General features: G+C 72.7%; 2 protein-coding genes. Both read left to right on the forward strand.

The window, feature by feature from the left end:
* Positions 1-39 precede the first annotated feature (39 nt).
* The gene (locus AC4BEG_RS34405; RefSeq protein ID WP_490703585.1) at positions 40-6,699 is read left to right on the forward strand and encodes a beta-ketoacyl synthase N-terminal-like domain-containing protein; all 6,660 of its coding nucleotides are present in this window, start codon (positions 40-42) and stop codon (positions 6,697-6,699) included.
* Positions 6,700-6,741: 42 nt separating this feature from the next.
* The gene (locus tag AC4BEG_RS34410) at positions 6,742-18,804 is read left to right on the forward strand and encodes an SDR family NAD(P)-dependent oxidoreductase (RefSeq protein ID WP_490703586.1); all 12,063 of its coding nucleotides are present in this window, start codon (positions 6,742-6,744) and stop codon (positions 18,802-18,804) included.
* Positions 18,805-18,815 lie beyond the last annotated feature (11 nt).

Here is an 18,815-nt window from a genome sequence, read left to right on the forward strand (position 1 = left end):
GTGCCGGGCGCGACGAACGCTGAAGGCCGGGTGACCCTCATGGCGAACGAAGAAAAACTCGTCGAATACCTCAAGCGTGTCTCCGCCGATCTCCACGACACGCGGCTGCGGCTGCGTGAGATGGAGGAGCGGGCACAGGAGCCGGTGGCAGTGGTGGGCATGGCCTGCCGTTTCCCCGGCGGAGTCACCTCTCCGGAGGAGCTGTGGGACCTGCTGGTCTCGGGAGTCGACGCGATCGGTGATTTCCCCACGGACCGCGGCTGGGATCTGGACGGCCTCTATCACCCCGACCCGGAGCACTACGGCACCAGCTGTGTCCGCCAGGGCGGCTTTGTCGCGGCCGACCGGTTCGACGCGGCGTTCTTCGGCATCAGCCCCCGCGAAGCACTCGCCATGGACCCGCAGCAGCGGCTGGTGCTGGAGACCGCGTGGGAAGCGCTCGAGCGCGCCGGTATCGACCCCCACTCTCTGAAGGGCACCCGCACCGGTGTCTACGCCGGGGTGTCCAGCCAGGACTATCTGGCCCGTGCGCCACGGATCCCCGAGGGCTTTGAGGGATACGCCACCACCGGCAGCCTGACCAGCGTGATTTCGGGACGGGTGGCCTACACCCTGGGCCTGGAAGGGCCCGCGGTGACCGTGGACACCGCGTGCTCGGCGTCCCTGGTGGCCATGCACCTGAGCTGTCAGGCGCTCCGGCAGAACGAATGCGCCCTGGCGCTGGCCGGAGGTGTCACCTCACTCGCCACTCCCATCATGTTCACCGAGTTCACCCGGCAGGGAGCGCTCGCCCCCGACGGCCGCTGCAAGTCGTTCGCCGCCACCGCCGACGGCACCGGCTTCTCCGAAGGTGTCGGCCTGGTGGTGCTGGAACGGCTGTCGGACGCGCTGCGCAACGGCCGCCGGGTGCTGGCGGTCATCCGCGGTTCGGCGATCAATCAGGACGGGGCCAGCAACGGGCTCACCGCGCCCAACGACGTCGCCCAGGAACGGGTCATCGGGCAGGCTCTCGCCGGCGCCCAGCTGGGGCCGGGCGATGTGGACGCGGTGGAGGCACACGGCACCGGTACCACACTGGGCGACCCGATCGAGGCCGAGGCGCTTATGGCCACCTACGGTCAGGGCCGGCCCCACGACCGCCCGCTGCTGCTGGGCTCGCTCAAGTCCAACATCGGCCACACCCACGCGGCGGCCGGTGTCGCGGGTGTCATCAAGATGGTGCTGGCCCTGCGCCACGCGGAACTGCCCGCCAATCTCCACCTCGACGAGCCCACCCCGCATGTGGAGTGGGACGGCAGCGGTATCCGGCTCCTCGACCGGCCCACCGCGTGGCCCGCACTGGACCGGCCGCGCCGGGCCGCGGTCTCCTCCTTCGGGGTCTCCGGCACCAACGCCCATCTGATCCTGGAGCAGGCGCCCGAGACGGATGAGCCGGTCGCGGTGGGCGGCTGTACCGGTGGCGTGGTCCCGTGGGTGCTCTCCGCGCGCAGCACCGAGGCATTGCGGGGGCAGGCCGCGGCACTGGCCGGGCGGTTGGCACAGGACATCGAGGCCGGGCCCGTCGAGGTGGGATGGTCGCTGATCACCACCCGTGCGGTGTTCGAGCACCGCGCGGTGGTGCTGGGCGCGGACCGCGCGGAACTGGTGGCGGCCGTCGAGGACCTGGCAGCAGGCGACGCACATCCCGGTGTGATGACCTCGGGTATCACCGTGGCCACCGGCGACATCGGCCCGGTGCTGGTGTTCCCGGGCCAGGGTTCGCAGTGGGTGGGCATGGGCGCCGGGCTGCTGGATGTCTCACCGGTGTTCGCGGAACGGGTGGCCGCGTGCGAACGCGCCCTTGCCCCGTATGTGGACTGGTCGTTGACGGAGGTGCTGCGGGGCGCCGAGGGCGCCGCTGATCTGGGCCGTGTCGATGTGGTGCAGCCGGTGTTGTGGGCGGTGATGGTGTCGTTGGCGGCGGTCTGGGCCGGACACGGTGTGCGGCCCGCCGCGGTGGTGGGCCACAGCCAGGGCGAGATCGCGGCGGCGGTGGTGGCGGGGGCGCTGTCCCTGGAGGACGGCGCCAGGATCGTGGCGCTGCGCAGCCAGGCGCTGCGGAAGCTGGCCGGTGGCGGAGCCATGGCCTCGCTCGGCGTGGGTGAGGAGCGTGCCCGTCGGATGCTCTCCGGGCTGGAGGAGACGGCCGCCGGAGTCGGGATCGCGGCGGTCAACGGGCCCGCCTCCACGGTCGTATCGGGTCCACCGGAGCAGGTGGCCGCGGTGGTCACGGCATGCCGGGAGAACGGTGACCGGGCACGGCTGATCGAGGTGGACTACGCCTCGCACAGCCCCCAGGTCGACCGGATCACCGACGAGTTGCACACGGTTCTCAGCGGAATCCGCCCCAACACCACATCCGAGGTGGCGTTCTACTCGACGGTGACCGGTGGCCGCGCCGACACCACCGCGCTGGACACCGCGTACTGGGTGACCAATCTGCGCGAGCGCGTACGGTTCGCCGACGCCATCGCCGCGCTGCTGGCCGAAGGACACCGGGTGTTCATCGAGGCCAGCACACATCCGGTGCTGACGGTGGGGATGCAGGAGACGTTCGAGCAAGCCGATGTCCGGGCGGTGACGGTGCCGACGCTGCGCCGTGACGAAGGGGATCGACGACAGCTGGCGCGGTCGCTCGCGCAGGCGTTCACGGCCGGGGTGGAGGTGGACTGGACAACGCTGTTTCCCGCCGATCCCCGCCCCCGTACCGTCGATCTGCCCACCTACGCCTTCCAGCACCGGCGCTACTGGTTGGACGGGCTCAGCGACCGTGGCACCGACCCGGCGGACCTCGGACTGATGCCCGCCGGACATCCGCTGCTGAGCGCGGCGGTGGAACTGGCCGACGGTGGCGGCAGGCTGCTGACCGGTCGGCTTGCCGCACAGACACACGACTGGCTCGGTGAGCATGTCGTGGCGGACACCGTCCTCATTCCTGGCACGGCCCTGGTGGAGTGGGCCCTGCGCGCCGCCGACGAGGTCGGCAGCGGCGGTGTGGAGGAACTGGCGCTCCAGGTGCCGCTGGTACTGCCGCCGTCGGGTGGACTCCGCCTCCAGGTGGCCGTCGGTGAACAGGGCGCCGACGGGCGGCGGGAGGTGCGGATGTACTCGCGCCCCGATGACGGCTCCGGCTCCGGCGCCGGATGGGTGTGCCATGCGGAAGGTGTGCTGAGTCCGCCGTCCGACGCCCCGGCCCCCGCGGCGGACCAGGGCGGCGTATGGCCTCCGGCGGGTGCGAAACCCGTGGATCTGGCGGGGTTCTACGAGCGGCTCGCGGCGTCGGGATACGCGTACGGGCCCGCGTTCCAGGGGCTGCACGCCGTGTGGCGGGACGGTGCCGACCTGCTGGCCGAGGTGGTGCTGCCGGAGGCGGCCGGGGAGCCGTCCGGTTTCGGTGTCCACCCCGCGTTGCTCGACGCGGCCCTGCACCCCGTGCTGCTCGGCGACCGGCCGATGACCGACGCCGAACCGGTCGAGGGCCGGGTGTGGCTGCCGTTCACCTGGAACGGAGTGTCACTCTGGGCCGGTGGGGCGACCCGGGTACGGATCCGGCTGTCCCCCGATGAGAGCGGTGCGGACGGCGAGCGCACGCTGCGGGTGAGCGTGGCGGACGCCGTGGGGGCCCCGGTGCTGAGCGCCGACGCGGTGGTGTTGCGTTCGGCCGGCGCCGAGCGGCTGCGGGCGGTCCGCACTCCCGTCGCGGACGGGCTGTTCGCCATGGACTGGACGCCCCTGCCGGTTGCGGCGACGCCGAACGGTGGTGGCCCGGCGTGGGTGGTGCTGGGAGCCAAGGCGCCGATGGCGACGCCCACCGCGGTGTGCCATCCGGATCTGGAGGCGCTGATCAGCGCACTTGACGACGGCGCGCCCACCCCGGGCGTCGTGGTGGCGTCCATGGCGGCGCCGACCCATGGCGGTGTGCGCGATCTGGCGGCCGACGGACTGGCCTCCGCGGAGCGGACCCTCGCACTGCTCCAGGGCTGGCTGGCCGAACCGCGGCTGGCGGAAGCGACGTTGGTGGTGGCGACCTGCGGAGCCGTTGCCACCGGTGGCCTCACGGGCGGGGGGTCCGAGCCCGCGGACGTGGCCGGAGCCGCCGTATGGGGCCTGGTGCGCAGTGCGCAGACGGAGAACCCGGGCCGGTTCCTGCTGCTCGACCTCGATCCGGGCGGCACGTCGCACGACGGTGGGATCGCCTCCGGCACCGACCATCTCACGGACGGTGTGGTACGGGCCTTGGAGCTGGAGGAGTCGCAGCTCGCGCTGCGGAACGGCCGGGTGCTGGTGCCCCGGTTCGTACACGCGGGATCCGCATCCGGCCTCGTACCCCCTGCGGGGGTGTCCGCGTGGCGGCTCGGGGCCGAGGGCACCGCGACGGTGGACAGCGTACGGCCGGTGGCCTGCCCTGAGGTGCTGGAGCCCTTGGGTCCCGGGCAGGTACGGATCGACGTCCACGCCGCGGGCCTCAACTTCCGCGACGTGCTGATCGTGTTGGGGATGTATCCCGGTGGCGCGGAGTTCGGGGGCAGTGAGGGCGCCGGTGTGGTGCGGGAAGTGGGTCCGGGTGTGACCGGCCTCGCGGTGGGCGACCGGGCCATGGGCCTGTTCGAGGGCGCCTTCGGGCCGGTGGCCGTCGCGGACGCGCGCACCGTGGTACCCGTCCCCTCCGGCTGGAGTTTCCAGCAGGCGGCCGCGGCGCCGGTGGTGTTTCTGACGGCCTGGTACGGGCTGGTGGAGCTGGGTGGTCTCGGTGCGGGTGAGTCGGTGCTGATCCATGCCGCGGCTGGTGGTGTGGGGATGGCGGCGGTGCAGGTCGCTCGTCATCTGGGTGCGGAGATCTATGCCACCGCGAGTCCCGGGAAACATCCGGTGCTGGAGGCGATGGGTATCGACGCCGCTCACCGTGCCTCTTCGCGTGATCTGGACTTCGAGGACAGCGTGCGGGAGGCGACCGGTGGTCGTGGTGTGGATGTGGTGCTCAACAGCCTGGCCGGGGAGTTCATCGACGCCTCACTGCGTCTGCTGGCCGACGGCGGACGTTTCCTGGAGATGGGCAAGACCGACATCCGCGACCCGGAGCACGACCACCCCGATGTGCGGTACCACCCCTACGACATGATCGCGGACGCCGGACCGGATCTCATCGGCCGGATGCTGGCCGAGCTGGGCCGGTTGTTCGAGGCCGGGGTGCTGGAGCCGCTTCCGGTGCGGTCCTGGCCGTTGAGCCGTGCCCGGGAGGCGTTGCGGTGTCTGAGCCAGGCCCAGCACACCGGCAAACTGGTGCTGGACGTCCCCGCGCCGGTGGACCCCGATGGCACCGTCCTCATCACCGGTGGCACCGGCACCCTGGGCGGGCATGTGGCCGAGCATCTCGTCCGCACACGGCACATCCGGCATCTGCTGCTGGTGAGCCGGAGTGGCCTCGACGCCCCGGGCGCACGGGAGTTGGCGCTGCGCCTCACCGGTCTGGGCGCCGCGGTACGTGTCGAGGCGCTGGACATCACCGACGCCACCGCGGTGAACGGTCTCCTCGCGGACATCGACCCGGCACATCCGCTGACGGGCGTGATCCACGCCGCGGGCGTCGTGGACGACGCCATGCTGCCGTCCCAGAACCCGCGGCGGCTGGCACGGGCCTGGGCCGCCAAGGCCGGGGCCGCCGCCCAGCTTCATGAGGCCACGGCCCGGCTGCGGCTGGGGATGTTCGTGATGTTCTCCTCCTTCGCCTCCGATCTGGGCACCCCGGGCCAGGCAAACTACGCGGCGGCCAACGCCTTCTGCGACGCCCTGGCCGCCCACCGCCAGGTCGCGGGCCTGCCGGGACTGTCGGTGGCGTGGGGGCTGTGGGCGGACACCAGCGGTCTCACGGCGCGGCTGGCCGATACCGACCTGGCCCGGATCGCCCGCCTCGGCATCAAAGCCAACAGCACCGAAGAGGGCCTGGCCCTGCTGGACGCCGCCTGCCACCACGGCCACCCCCATCTGCTGGCGCTCAACCTGGACACCAGGGCACTGGCCGCCCAGGCCGTCACCTCCTTGCCCACACCCCTGCGCGCCCTCGCGGCCACGGGTGGTGGCCGACGCGTCAGGCCGACCGCCACCGCCGGGGCTCAACCCACCGACTGGGCCGGCCGGCTCAGCGGGCTGCCGTCCTCCGAACAGCACCGGCTGCTGCTCAACCTCGTCCGCACACACGCCGCCACCGTCCTGGGACACGCCGATGCCTCCGTCGTCCACGCGGACGCGTCGTTCAAGGACCTCGGCTTCGACTCGCTGACCGCCGTCGAACTGCGCAACCGGCTCGCCGCCGCCACCGGACTGCGGCTGCCCGCGGCCCTGGTCTTCGACCATCCGGAGGCGGCCGTCCTGGCCGACCATCTGCGACAGCAGCTGGTACCGGGGGACAACACCCGAGCGGCCCCCGGCCCCGACGCACTCCATCCGCTCCTCAACGAGCTGGCCAGAGTGGAGAACAGCCTGTCCGCCGTGGTCGTGGAGGACATGGACTCCGGCGTGGTGACGGCACGACTGGAAACCCTGCTGTCGAAGTGGAAGGCGATGTGCACGCCGCCCGACGAAGACAACGCCGTGGAACGGCTCCAGGTCGCGACCGCCGATCAAGTTCTTGAATTCATCGACACCGAGCTTGGCCTGTCATGAACAACGTGGCGCGCCTCTTCGCTGAAGGCCGGGTGACCCGCTGTGGCGCATGCTGAGGAAGAGAAGCTGGTCGACTATCTGAGGCGAGTCGCCGGTGATCTGCACGAAACCCGCCGACGGCTGCGGGAGATGGAGGACCGCGCGCAGGAACCGGTGGCCGTGGTCAGCATGGCCTGCCGCTATCCGGGGGGCGTGACCACGCCCGAGGAACTGTGGCGGCTCGTCGCCGCCGGTGAACACGCGATGGGCGCGTTCCCCACCGACCGTGGCTGGGACCTGGAAGGGCTCTTCCACCCGGACCCCGACCACCCCGGCACCAGCCACGCCCGGGAAGGCGGTTTCCTCTACGACGCCGACCGCTTCGACCCCGAATTCTTCGGCATCAGCCCGCGTGAGGCACTGGCCATCGACCCCCAGCAGCGACTGCTGCTGGAGGTGTCCTGGGAAGTCCTCGAACGCGCCGGGATCGACCCCGCCTCGCTCAAGGGCAGTTCGACCGGTGTCTACGCGGGCACCGCCCTCCCCGGTTTCGGCACCCCGCACATCGAGAAGAACGCCGAAGGCTATCTGGTCACCGGCAACGCCCCCAGTGTGCTGTCCGGCCGAGTGGCGTACACCCTCGGTCTCGAGGGACCGGCCGTGACGGTGGACACGGCGTGTTCGTCGTCGCTGGTCGCGATGCATCTGGCCGCCCAGGCGCTGCGCCAGGGCGAATGCGGTCTGGCACTCGCGGGCGGCGTCACGGTGATGGCCATCCCGAACGTGTTCACCGAGTTCTCCCGGCAGCGCGGCCTCGCGCCCGACGGCCGCTGCAAGGCGTTCTCCGAGGAAGCGGACGGCACCGCCTTCTCCGAGGGCGTCGGTCTGGTACTGCTGGAGCGGCTGTCGGACGCCCGGCGCAACGGCCACCGGGTCCTCGCGGTCATCCGGGGCTCGGCCATCAACCAGGACGGTGCGTCCAACGGCCTCACCGCGCCCAACGGTCCCTCCCAACAACGCGTCATCAGCCAGGCGTTGGCGAACGCCCGGCTGTCCCCGGCCGAGGTGGACGCGGTCGAGGCGCACGGCACCGGCACCCGGCTCGGTGACCCCATCGAGGCCCACGCACTGCTGACCACCTACGGTCAGGACCGGCCCGACGGCCGCCCCCTGTGGCTGGGTTCGGTCAAGTCGAACATCGGACACACCCAGGGAGCGGCGGGTGTGGCCGGTGTCATCAAGATGGTCATGGCGATGCGGCACGGCACACTGCCCGCCACTGTGCACCTCACCCGGCCCACCCCGCATGTGAACTGGGATGCCGGTACGGTACGTCTGCTCACCGAATCCGTCGACTGGCCGGGCGGTGACCGGCCGCGCCGCGCCGCGGTGTCCTCCTTCGGTATCTCCGGCACCAACGCCCATCTGCTGCTCGAGCAGCCACCCGCCCCGCCCGTACCGGCTGAGTCCGCCCAGCCGCCGGACGGCGCCCTCGTCCCCTGGGCCCTGTCCGGACGCGGTAATCAGGCGCTGCGCGCCCAGGCCGAAGCACTCGCCACCCATCTGACCGCCCATCCGCGGCAGTCCGAGACCGATGTCGCCTGGTCGCTCGCCCGGACCCGCTCCGCCTTTGAACACCGGGCCGTGGCAGTGGCCGGGAGCCGTGCGGAACTGCTCGCGGCGGTACGGGCCCTGGCCGAAGGCGACGACCACCCCGCGCTGGTCCGTGCCACGGCCCCCATCCGCTCCGGTGGCACCGCCTTCATGTTCACCGGACAGGGCAGCCAGCGGGCCGGGATGGGCCGTGAGCTGTACCGGACGTACCCGGTGTTCGCCACCGCCTTCGACGCCGTGTGTGCCCATATGGACCCCCTGCTCGGACGCTCACTGCGCGCCCTGGTGCTCGCCGTCGAGGGCTCCGGTGAAGCACGGGCGCTGCACGGCACCGGGGTGACACAGGCGGCCCTCTTCGCCCTGGAAACCGCCCTCTTCCGGCTCGTCGAGTCCTTCGGCGTGGTCCCCGACTTCCTCACCGGGCACTCCGTCGGGGAACTGGTGGCCGCCCATGTGGCGGGTGTGCTCTCGCTGCCGGACGCCTGCACGCTCGTGGCCGCCCGGGGACGGCTGATGCAGGCGCTCCCGGCCGGTGGCGCCATGGCCGCCGTCGAGACCACCGAGGATCACATCCTGTCCTTGCTGGCGGGCCGTGCGGACCGGATCGCGCTGGCCGCCGTCAACAGCCCCACCGCCGTAGTGGTGTCCGGGGACACCGAAGCCGTCGAGGACATCGCCCGCACCCTCAAGGAACAGGGCCACCGGACCAAGCGGCTGCGGGTCAGCCACGCCTTCCACTCCCCGCTGCTGGACCCCATGCTCGACGACTTCCGCACCGTGGCCCGCGGACTCACCTACCATCCGCCGCGGATCCCGGTGATCTCCAACCTCACCGGCGAACCGGCCGCCGCCGGTCAGCTGTGCGATCCCGAGTACTGGGTACGCCACGTCCGGCAGCCCGTACGCTTCCACGACGGGCTGCGCACCCTGCACGCCGAGGGCACCACCCGCTATCTCGAGCTCGGGCCGGACGCCGTCCTCACCACCATGGCCCAGGACGGTCTGAGCGACGGGGATGTCACACCGGACACCGCGCCCGTGTTCGCCACCACCCTGCGCGCGGGCCGCGACGAACCGCGCACCCTGCTGGCCGCGCTGGCCACCCTGCACCTCGACGGCGCCACCGTCGACTTCGCCGCCGCCCTTCCCGACACGGCGAGCCACGTCGACCTCCCCACCTACCGGTTCCAGCGGCAGCGCTACTGGCGGCCCGTGCCCACCGCCACCGCCGATATGCGCGCGGTCGGCCTCGGCGCCACCGACCATCCGCTGCTCCAGGCCGCCGTGGAGACACCCGACGGCGGACTGCTGCTCACCGGGCGGCTGTCCCCGCACACCCACGCCTGGCTGACCGACCACACCATCGCGGACAGCGTGCCCCTGCCGGGTACGGCCGTCCTCGAACTCGCCCTGCTCGCCGGGGCCCGGACCGGCTGCGAACTCATCGACGACCTCACACTGGAGACACCGCTGCTGCTGCCCGCCGCGGGCGCGGTGCGCATCCAGCTCGCGGTCACCGCCCCCGACACCTCCGGCAGGCGTTCGCTCACCCTGTCCTCCCGGCCCGAGGGCGAGGAGAACGAGGCGGGGGAAACCGCCTGGGTCCGCCATGCCACCGGCGTCCTCACCCCCACCACGTCAGCCGCCGCGGCCGAACCACCGGTGGCCGCATGGCCGCCGCCCGGCGCCGTACCGGTCGATGTGGCCGACCTCTACCAGCGGCTGGCCGACCAGGGCTACGCCTACGGACCGGCCTTCCGCGGACTGCACGCCGCATGGAAACACGGCGACGAGATGCTCGCCGAGGTACGTCTCGCGGCCGAACACCGCGGCGAGGCGGACACCTACGGACTGCACCCCGCCCTGCTCGACAGCGCCCTGCACCCCATCGAAGAGCTCTTCACCGGTGGCCGGGAACCGGAGGACACCACGGCACCCACCGTGCGGCTCCCGTTCTCCTTCAGCGGTGTACGGCTCTACGCCACCGGTGCTGCCCGGCTGCGCGTCCGCATCACCCCGACCGCCCCGGAGGCGGTCACCCTGACGCTCACCGACGAACAGGGCGCGACCGTGGCCACCGTCGCGTCGCTCGGCCTCCGTGAGATCTCCGCCGACCGCTGGCGCTCCGCCCGAGCCGCTGCGGCCGACACCCCGCTGTACCGGCTGGACTGGCAACCCGGCCCCCAGGCCATCGGCGAGCCGTCACCCGCCGAACGGTGGGCGGTGGTCGGACCGGATCCCCTGGGCCTGGCCACCGGACCGGACACCATCGTCCATCCCGACCTGACCGCGCTCAACGCCGCCGTCGACGGCGGACAGCCCGTCCCCGACCTGGTCGTCGTGGAATGCCACGGCACACAGCACCCCCAGGACACCGACAGCGAGCCCGAGAACATCCCCGCACAGGTGCGGGCCGCCGCGCATCAGCTGCTCACCACCCTGCGCACCTGGCTCACCGACGAGCGGTTCACGTCCGCTCGGCTGGCCGTCGTCACCCACGGCGCCGTGGCCACCGGCCCCGAGGACCCGCCCGCCGGTCTGATCACCGCGCCGCTGTGGGGCCTGGTCCGGGCCGCACAGGCCGAACACCCCGGGCGTGTCCTGCTCCTGGACCTGGACCGCCACCCCCAAACCCGTCAGGCCCTGCGCACCGCGCTCCCGGCCGCCATCAAGGCCGACGAATCTGAACTGGCCCTGCGGGCCGGGGAGGTCCGCGTACCACGTCTGGTCACGGTGCGCCCCGGCCAGGACGCCGTGTTCCCCGCCCTCGACCCGGACGGCACCGTCCTGATCACCGGCGGCACCGGTGCTCTGGGACGGCTTGTCGCCCGCCATCTGGTCTCCGCACACGGCGTACGGCACCTGCTGCTGGTCAGCCGACGTGGCGGCGGCTCACCCGACATCGACACCCTCACCGGTGAACTGGCCGCACTGGGCGCCCGGGTACGCGTCGCAGCCTGCGATGCCGCCGATCCGCACGCGCTGGCCGACCTGCTCGCCACCATCCCCGCCGACCACCCCCTGACGGCCGTCGTCCATGCCGCCGGGGTGCTCGACGACGGCGTGGTCACCGCGATGACACCCGAGCAACTCGACACCGTCCTCGCCCCCAAACTGGATGCCGCCTGGCATCTGCACCGGCTGACCCGCGACCGGGATCCGGCCGCGTTCGTGATGTTCTCCTCGGCCGCCTCCGTCATGGGCAACGGGGGCCAGGCCAACTACGCCGCGGCCAATATGTTCCTCAACGCGCTCGCCGAACACCGCCGGGCCGAGGGCCGGACGGCACACACCCTGGCCTGGGGGCTGCTGGCCGTGGCCGGGGGTATGACCGGCCACCTCGACGAGACCGACCTCGCCAGGGTGGCCCGTTCCGGCAACGCCCCGGTCTCCGACGAACAGGCGCTGGCACTCCTCGACACGGCGCTGACCACCTCCCACCCCACCGTCGTACCGGCCAGGTTCAACACCGTGGCGCTGCGCACCCGGGCGGCCACCGGGCCCCTGCCACCCGTGCTGCGGCGTCTGGTGCGCACACCGGCGCGGGCTGTCGCGGACACCGGCGCGGGGTCCTGGGCCCCGCGGCTTGCCGGGCTCTCCGCCGAGCAGCGGGACCGGGCCCTCGCCGAGCTGGTGCGCGACCAGATCGCTACCGTTCTCGCTCATCCGGACCCGGAAGACATCGAGCCGGGCCGGGCCTTCCAGGAGCTCGGCTTCGACTCGCTGACCGCGCTCGATCTGCGCAACCGCCTGGGCACGGCCACCGGTACCCGGATCCCGGCCACCGTCATCTTCGACTACCCGACCCCCGACGCCCTCGTCCGTTTCCTGCGCGACCAGCTCCTCGGCACGGACCCGGCCACGCCACCGGGCGTACCGGCCGCCGTGGCGGTGGCGGCCGATGACGATCCGATCGCCATCGTCGGTATGGCCTGCCGCTATCCGGGCGGCGTCAGCTCGCCGGAGGAACTGTGGCGGCTGGTGGCCGAAGGGGCGGACGCCATCGGTGAGTTCCCCACGGACCGCGGCTGGAATCTGGCGGATCTGTTCGACCCGGACCCTGACCACACCGGCACCAGTTATGCCCGCGAAGGCGGATTCCTGTACGACGCCCCGAGGTTCGACGCCGAGTTCTTCGGGATCAGTCCGCGCGAGGCGCTGGCCACCGATCCCCAGCAGCGACTGCTGCTGGAAACCGCCTGGCAGGCATTCGAAAACGCGGGTATCGACCCGGTCGGTCTGCGCGGCAGCCAGAGCGCGGTGATCACCGGTGTCATGTACGACGACTACGGCAGCCGTTTCCTGGGCCGGACACCGGAAGGCGTCGAGGGACGTCTGATGACCGGCAGCACACCGAGCATCGCCTCGGGGCGCGTGGCGTTCACCTTCGGTCTGGAAGGGCCCGCGGTGACGGTGGACACCGCGTGTTCGTCGTCGCTGGTGGCGATGCATCTGGCTGCCCAGGCGCTGCGGCAGGGGGAATGCACCCTGGCGCTGGCCGGTGGTGTGACGGTGATGGCCACCCCCAACACTTTCGTCGAGTTCTCGCGGCAGCGCGGGCTGGCCGCCGACGGTCGCTGCAAGCCGTTCGCGGCGGCGGCCGACGGCACCGGCTGGGGCGAGGGCATCGGCCTGCTCGTCCTCGAACGCCTCTCGGACGCCCGGCGCAACGGTCGTCAGGTGCTGGCCGTGATCCGTGGCTCCGCCGTCAACCAGGACGGCGCCTCCAACGGGCTCACCGCCCCCAACGGCCCCTCGCAGCAGCGGGTGATCCGCGCCGCGCTGGCCTCCGCGCGCCTCGCTCCGTCCGAGGTCGACGTGGTGGAGGCGCACGGCACCGGCACCACCCTGGGTGACCCGATCGAGGCCCAGGCGCTGCTGGCCACCTACGGCCAGGAACGCCCCGACGGCCGGCCACTGTGGATGGGCTCGGTGAAGTCGAACATCGGCCACACCCAGGCCGCCGCCGGGGTGGCGGGTGTCATCAAGATGGTGATGGCGATGCGCCACGGCCTGCTGCCTCCGTCCCTGCACATCGACTCGCCCAGCCACCATGTCGACTGGGACGACGGCGCGGTGCGGCTGCTCACCGAAGCCGTCGCATGGCCCCGTGCCGAGCGGCCCCGCCGCGCCGGTGTGTCCTCCTTCGGTATCAGCGGCACCAACGCCCATGTGATCCTCGAGCAGGCGCCCGAAGCGCTGGACGACGGTTCCGCACCGGCCGTGCCCGCCACCGGCGCGGTGCCCTGGGTGCTCTCCGCGCGCGGCGCCGCCGCCCTCCGTGACCAGGCTCGGGCTCTCGCCGAGTGGCTGACCGACGAAGACGCTCCGTCACCCACCGAGATCGGCTGGTCGCTGCTGACCACCCGCACCCGCTTCGACCACCGGGCCGTGGTGGTCGGCAGGGACCGCGCCGAACTCCTGGCGGCCGTACGGGCCTTGGCGGCCGACGAGACCCATCCGGGCGTGGTCCACTCCGGCACTGCCGCCACCCACGGCGGCAAGGGACCGGTGCTGGTCTTCCCCGGCCAGGGCTCCCAGTGGATCGGCATGGGCGCGGGGCTGATGGATGTCTCACCGGTGTTCGCGGAGCACGCGGCCGCCTGTGAACGCGCCCTGGCACCGTATGTCGACTGGTCGCTCACCGATGTGCTCCGCGGCACCGAAGGCGTCGCCGACCTCAGCCGGGTGGACGTGGTGCAACCCGTGCTGTGGGCGGTGATGGTGTCCCTCGCCGCCGTATGGGAGGGCTACGGTGTCAGGCCCGCCGCGGTCGTCGGCCACAGCCAGGGCGAGATCGCCGCCGCCTGCGTGGCCGGGGCGCTGTCCCTGGACGACGGCGCCCGGATCGTGGCCCTGCGCAGCCAGGCGCTGCGCCGCCTGGCCGGTGGCGGTGCGATGGCCTCCCTCGGCATCGGCGAGGAGCAGGCGGTCGCGCTGCTGGACCGACTCGGCGACCGTGTCGCCTCGGTGGTGGTGGCCGCGGTCAACGGACCGGCGTCCACCGTGGTGTCCGGACCTCCCGCCCAGGTGGCCGCGGCCGCGGCAGCGTGCCGGGAGTCCGGCGAGCGGGCCCGGATGATCGAGGTGGACTACGCCTCCCACAGCCCCCAGGTGGACCGGATCGCCGATGAACTCACCACGGTGCTGGCCGGAATCGAACCGGTCGCGGTGCCCCCGGACGAGGTGGCGTTCTACTCGACCGTGACCCGGGGCAGGACCGAAACCACCGTTCTGGACACCGCGTACTGGGTGCGCAATCTGCGGGAACAGGTGCGGTTCGCCGATGCCGTCGAAGCGCTGCTGACCGACGGCCACCGGGTGTTCATCGAGGCCAGCACCCACCCCGTGCTGATGGTGGGGATGCAGGAGACCTTCGAGGACACCGCGATCGAGGCCGTCACGGTGCCCACACTCCGCCGCGACCACGGCGATCTGCCCCAGCTGCTGCGCTCGGTGGCCCAGGCGTTCACCGCCGGAATCGAGGTCGACTGGACCGGGCCGTTCCCCTCGGACCCGGCGCCGCGCACGGTCGCCCTCCCCACCTACGCCTTCCAGCGCGACCACTACTGGCTGGAGGACACCGGCGGCCGCGGCGGCGACCCCGCCGACCTCGGCCTCGTCACCGCCGAACACCCACTGCTGGGCGCGGCCCTGGAAGTCGCCGACGGCAGCAGCCAGCTCCTCACCGGCCGGCTCGCGGCCGGTGGCGGCGAGGGCTGGCTCGCCGACCACACGGTGGCCGGCGCCGTGCTCGTCCCCGGCGCCGCACAGGTCGAATGGGCGCTGCGGGCCGCCGACCAGGCGGGCTGCGGCACGGTGGAGGAACTGACCTCGCAGGTGCCGTTGGTCCTGCCGGACACGGGCGGGCTGCGGGTCCAGGTCGTCGTGGGCGACGCCACCGGCGACGGCCGGCGCGACGTACGCGTGTACACCCGGCCGGACCACACCACCGACACCACCGGCTGGGTGTGCCACGCGACCGGAGTGCTCGGCCCGCCCCGCGACGGCACGGCGAACACCCTGCCCGCCACCGGCACATGGCCTCCCACGGGCGCCGAACCCGTCGACGCGGACACGCTCTACGCACATGCCGCGGCCACCGGATACGGATACGGGCCCGCCTTCCGCGGTGTACGGAAGCTCTGGCGGGACGGCACCGACGTCCTCGCCGAAGTGACACTTCCCGAAGCCGCCGGAGACCAGCGGGGATTCGGGATCCACCCGGCGCTGCTGGACGCCGTACTGCACCCGGCCGCCGTGCTCGTCGACCCGCCAGGGAAGACCCCCGACACCGACTCGCTGTGGATGCCGTTCACCTGGACCGGAGTGACCCTGTGGGCGTCCGGCGCGACCACCGTACGGGTCCGGCTGTCGCCCCACGCACAGGACACCGACACCCGGCGCGCAGTGCACGTGACCGTGGCCGACGCCGTCGGCGCTCCCGTCCTCACCATCGACGCGCTGGAACTGCGGCCCGCCCGTACCGACCAGCTGCGGACCGCGGGCCGCTCCGGCACCGACGGTCTGTTCACCCTCGACTGGATCCCCCTGCCCACACCCGCCTCGGGCACCGACACCACGCTGCCCGCCCCGGGCATCGGCGACGGCACCTGGGTGGTGCTCGGTCCCGAGGACACCGACTGGCACCCCGCCGACCTGGCGCGCCACTCCGGCCTGGAGGCTTTGATCGCGGCGCTCGACACCGACACCCCGGTACCCGCCGTGGTCCTGGCCGGTGTTCCGGCCGCTGAGGCACGGCCGGAGGCGGACGAGGCCCACGCCCTCGCCACCGCCCAGCACACCCTGCGCCTGGTGCGGGGCTGGCTGGCCGAACCCCGGCTGGCCGGAGCCCGTCTGGTGGTGGTGACCCGCGGCGCCGTAGCCGCCGGTGACACCCCGGGCGAGGACCCCGGCAACCAGGCCGCGCACCCGGCGGGTGCCGCCGTATGGGGGCTGCTGCGCAGCGCGCAGTCGGAGAACCCCGACCGGTTGATCCTGCTCGACCTCGACCCCCGTGCCGCGGCCGATCCGGATGAAACCGCCGTCGATGTGGTGGACGGAGTGCTGCGCGCCGCCGGTTTGGACGAACCACAGGTGGCGGTGCGGGCCGGCCGTGTCCTGGCCCCCCGGCTGGTACGCGCCGGTGGCCCCGGCAGCGGTGGCCTGGTCGCTCCGGTGGGCGAGCGGGCGTGGCGGCTGGCGGTGCGGGGCGCCGCCACCGTGGAGAACGTGACACCGGTGCCCTGCCCCGAGGTCCTGGAACCCCTGGGCCCCGGCGAGGTCCGTATCGCCGTGCACGCCGCGGGCCTCAACTTCCGGGATGCCCTCATCGTCGTGGGCATGTACCCCGGTGGCGGGGTGTTCCGGGGCAGCGAAGGCGCCGGAGTGGTCCTGGACATGGGCGCCGAGGTGACCGGGCTCGAGCCCGGGGACCGGGTTATGGGCCTGTTCGAGGGCGCGTTCGGCCCGTACGCGGTGGCGGACGCCCGCATGGTGGTGCCGGTCCCGGAGGGCTGGAGCTACCAGCAGGCCGCCGCCGTACCGGTGGTGTTCCTCACCGCCTGGTACGGCCTGGTGGACCTGGCAGGGCTGACATCGGGCGAATCGGTGCTCATCCACGCCGCGACCGGCGGTGTCGGCATGGCCGCCGTGCAGATCGCCCGCCACCTCGGCGCCGAGATCTACGCCACGGCCGGACCCGGCAAACACACGGTGCTCGAGGAGATGGGCATCGACCACGCCCACCGCGCCTCCTCCCGCGATCTCGGCTTCGAGGAGGAACTGCGCGAAGCCACCGGCGGACGCGGTGTGGATGTGGTGCTGAACAGCCTCGCCGGACCGTTCGTGGACGCCTCGCTTCGGCTGCTGAGCGACGGCGGACGGCTCTCCGAGATGGGCAAGACCGACATCCGCGATCGCGAAGACATCGCCACCGCCCACCCGGGGGTGCGCTACCGCGCCTTCGACCTGGTGCCCGACGCCGGACCGGACCGCATCGGGGCGATGCTTCGCGAGTTGAGCGCGCTGTTCGCCACCGGGGAGCTGCGGCCCGCACCCGTGACGACCCGGCCGCTGAGCCGGGCACGCGACGCACTGCGGCAGCTCAGCCAGGCCCGCCACACCGGGAAGCTGGTGCTGGACGTACCCGCGGGCGTCGATCCGGACGGCACCGTACTCATCACCGGCGGCACCGGCACCCTCGGCGGCCACGTCGCCGAACACCTTGTACGCACCTGGCACACCGGCCATCTGGTGCTGGTCAGCAGGCGTGGCCCGGATGCCCCCGGCGCGTCCGAACTGGCCGCACGTCTCGAAGTGTTGGGCGCCGGGGTACGGATCGTCGCCGCCGACGTCACCGACGCCACGGCGGTGGCGGAGCTGGTGGCGGACATCGACCCGGCACATCCACTGACGGGAGTGATTCACGCGGCGGGTGTTCTGGACGACGCGGTGGTCACCTCACAGACCCCGGAGCGGCTGGCGCGGGTGTGGGCGGCCAAGGCCACGGCGGCCGCCCATCTGCACGCCGCGACGGCGCATCTGCGGTTGGGCATGTTCGTGATGTTCTCGTCGGCGGCCGGGGTGATGGGCAGTCCCGGGCAGGCCAACTACGCGGCGGCCAACGCCTTCTGCGACGCCCTGGCCGCCCACCGCAGGGCAGCCGGACTGCCCGGGGTATCGGTGGCGTGGGGGCTGTGGGCCGAGGCCAGCGGGATGACCGGCCACCTCGCCGAGGCCGACCTTGCCCGGATGGCCCGCACTGGAATCCGCGCCCTGACCGCACAGCACGGCCTCACTCTCCTCGACGCCGCGGTGCGGCACGGCGCCGACCACCTCGTCGCCGCCGACGTGGACACCCGGACCCTGGCCGGGCTGCCCCCCGACACCGTCCCCGCCACCCTGCGCGCCCTGGCCGCCACAAGCGGCGCGGGCGGCACCGGCCGGCGCACGGCGGCTACCGGCGACGGCCGCCAGCAGGTCGACTGGGCCGCACGGCTGGCCGGGCTGTCCGCGACCGAACGCCACCGCCAGGTGCTCAACCTGGTCCGCGGCCACGCGGCCACCGTGCTCGGCCACACCGATGTGGACGCGGTCCAGGCGGACACCAGCTTCAAGGAGCTCGGCTTCGACTCTCTGACCGCCGTCGAGCTGCGCAACCGGCTGGCCGCCGCCACCGGACTGCGGCTGCCCGCCGCCATGGTCTTCGACTACCCCGAAGCCGCCGCGCTCGCCGAACACCTCCTGGAACGGCTGACACCCGGCGAAGCCACCACCGACGGCCGGAACGGCGTGGACCCGGTCCTCAACGAGCTGGCCCGGCTGGACGCCACCCTCGCCGCCCTGGTCACCGACGACGAAGGCCGCCAGCGGATCACCCAACGGCTCAGCGGGCTGCTGGCGAAGTGGCACGGCGGTGCCACCGACCCTGCCGCCATGACGGACTTCAGCGGCCTGGAGTCCGCGTCGGACGACGAGATGTTCGAGCTCATTGACAGAGAACTGCCCTGATGGAGGAGCGG

The organism is Streptomyces sp. JLBJ103 (assembly GCF_058215575.1).

What these genes read in the sequence shown, in the direction of transcription:
- AC4BEG_RS34405 (WP_490703585.1), top strand. Translation starts at nt 40, where the DNA reads ATGGCGAACGAAGAAAAACTCGTCGAATACCTCAAGCGTGTCTCCGCC.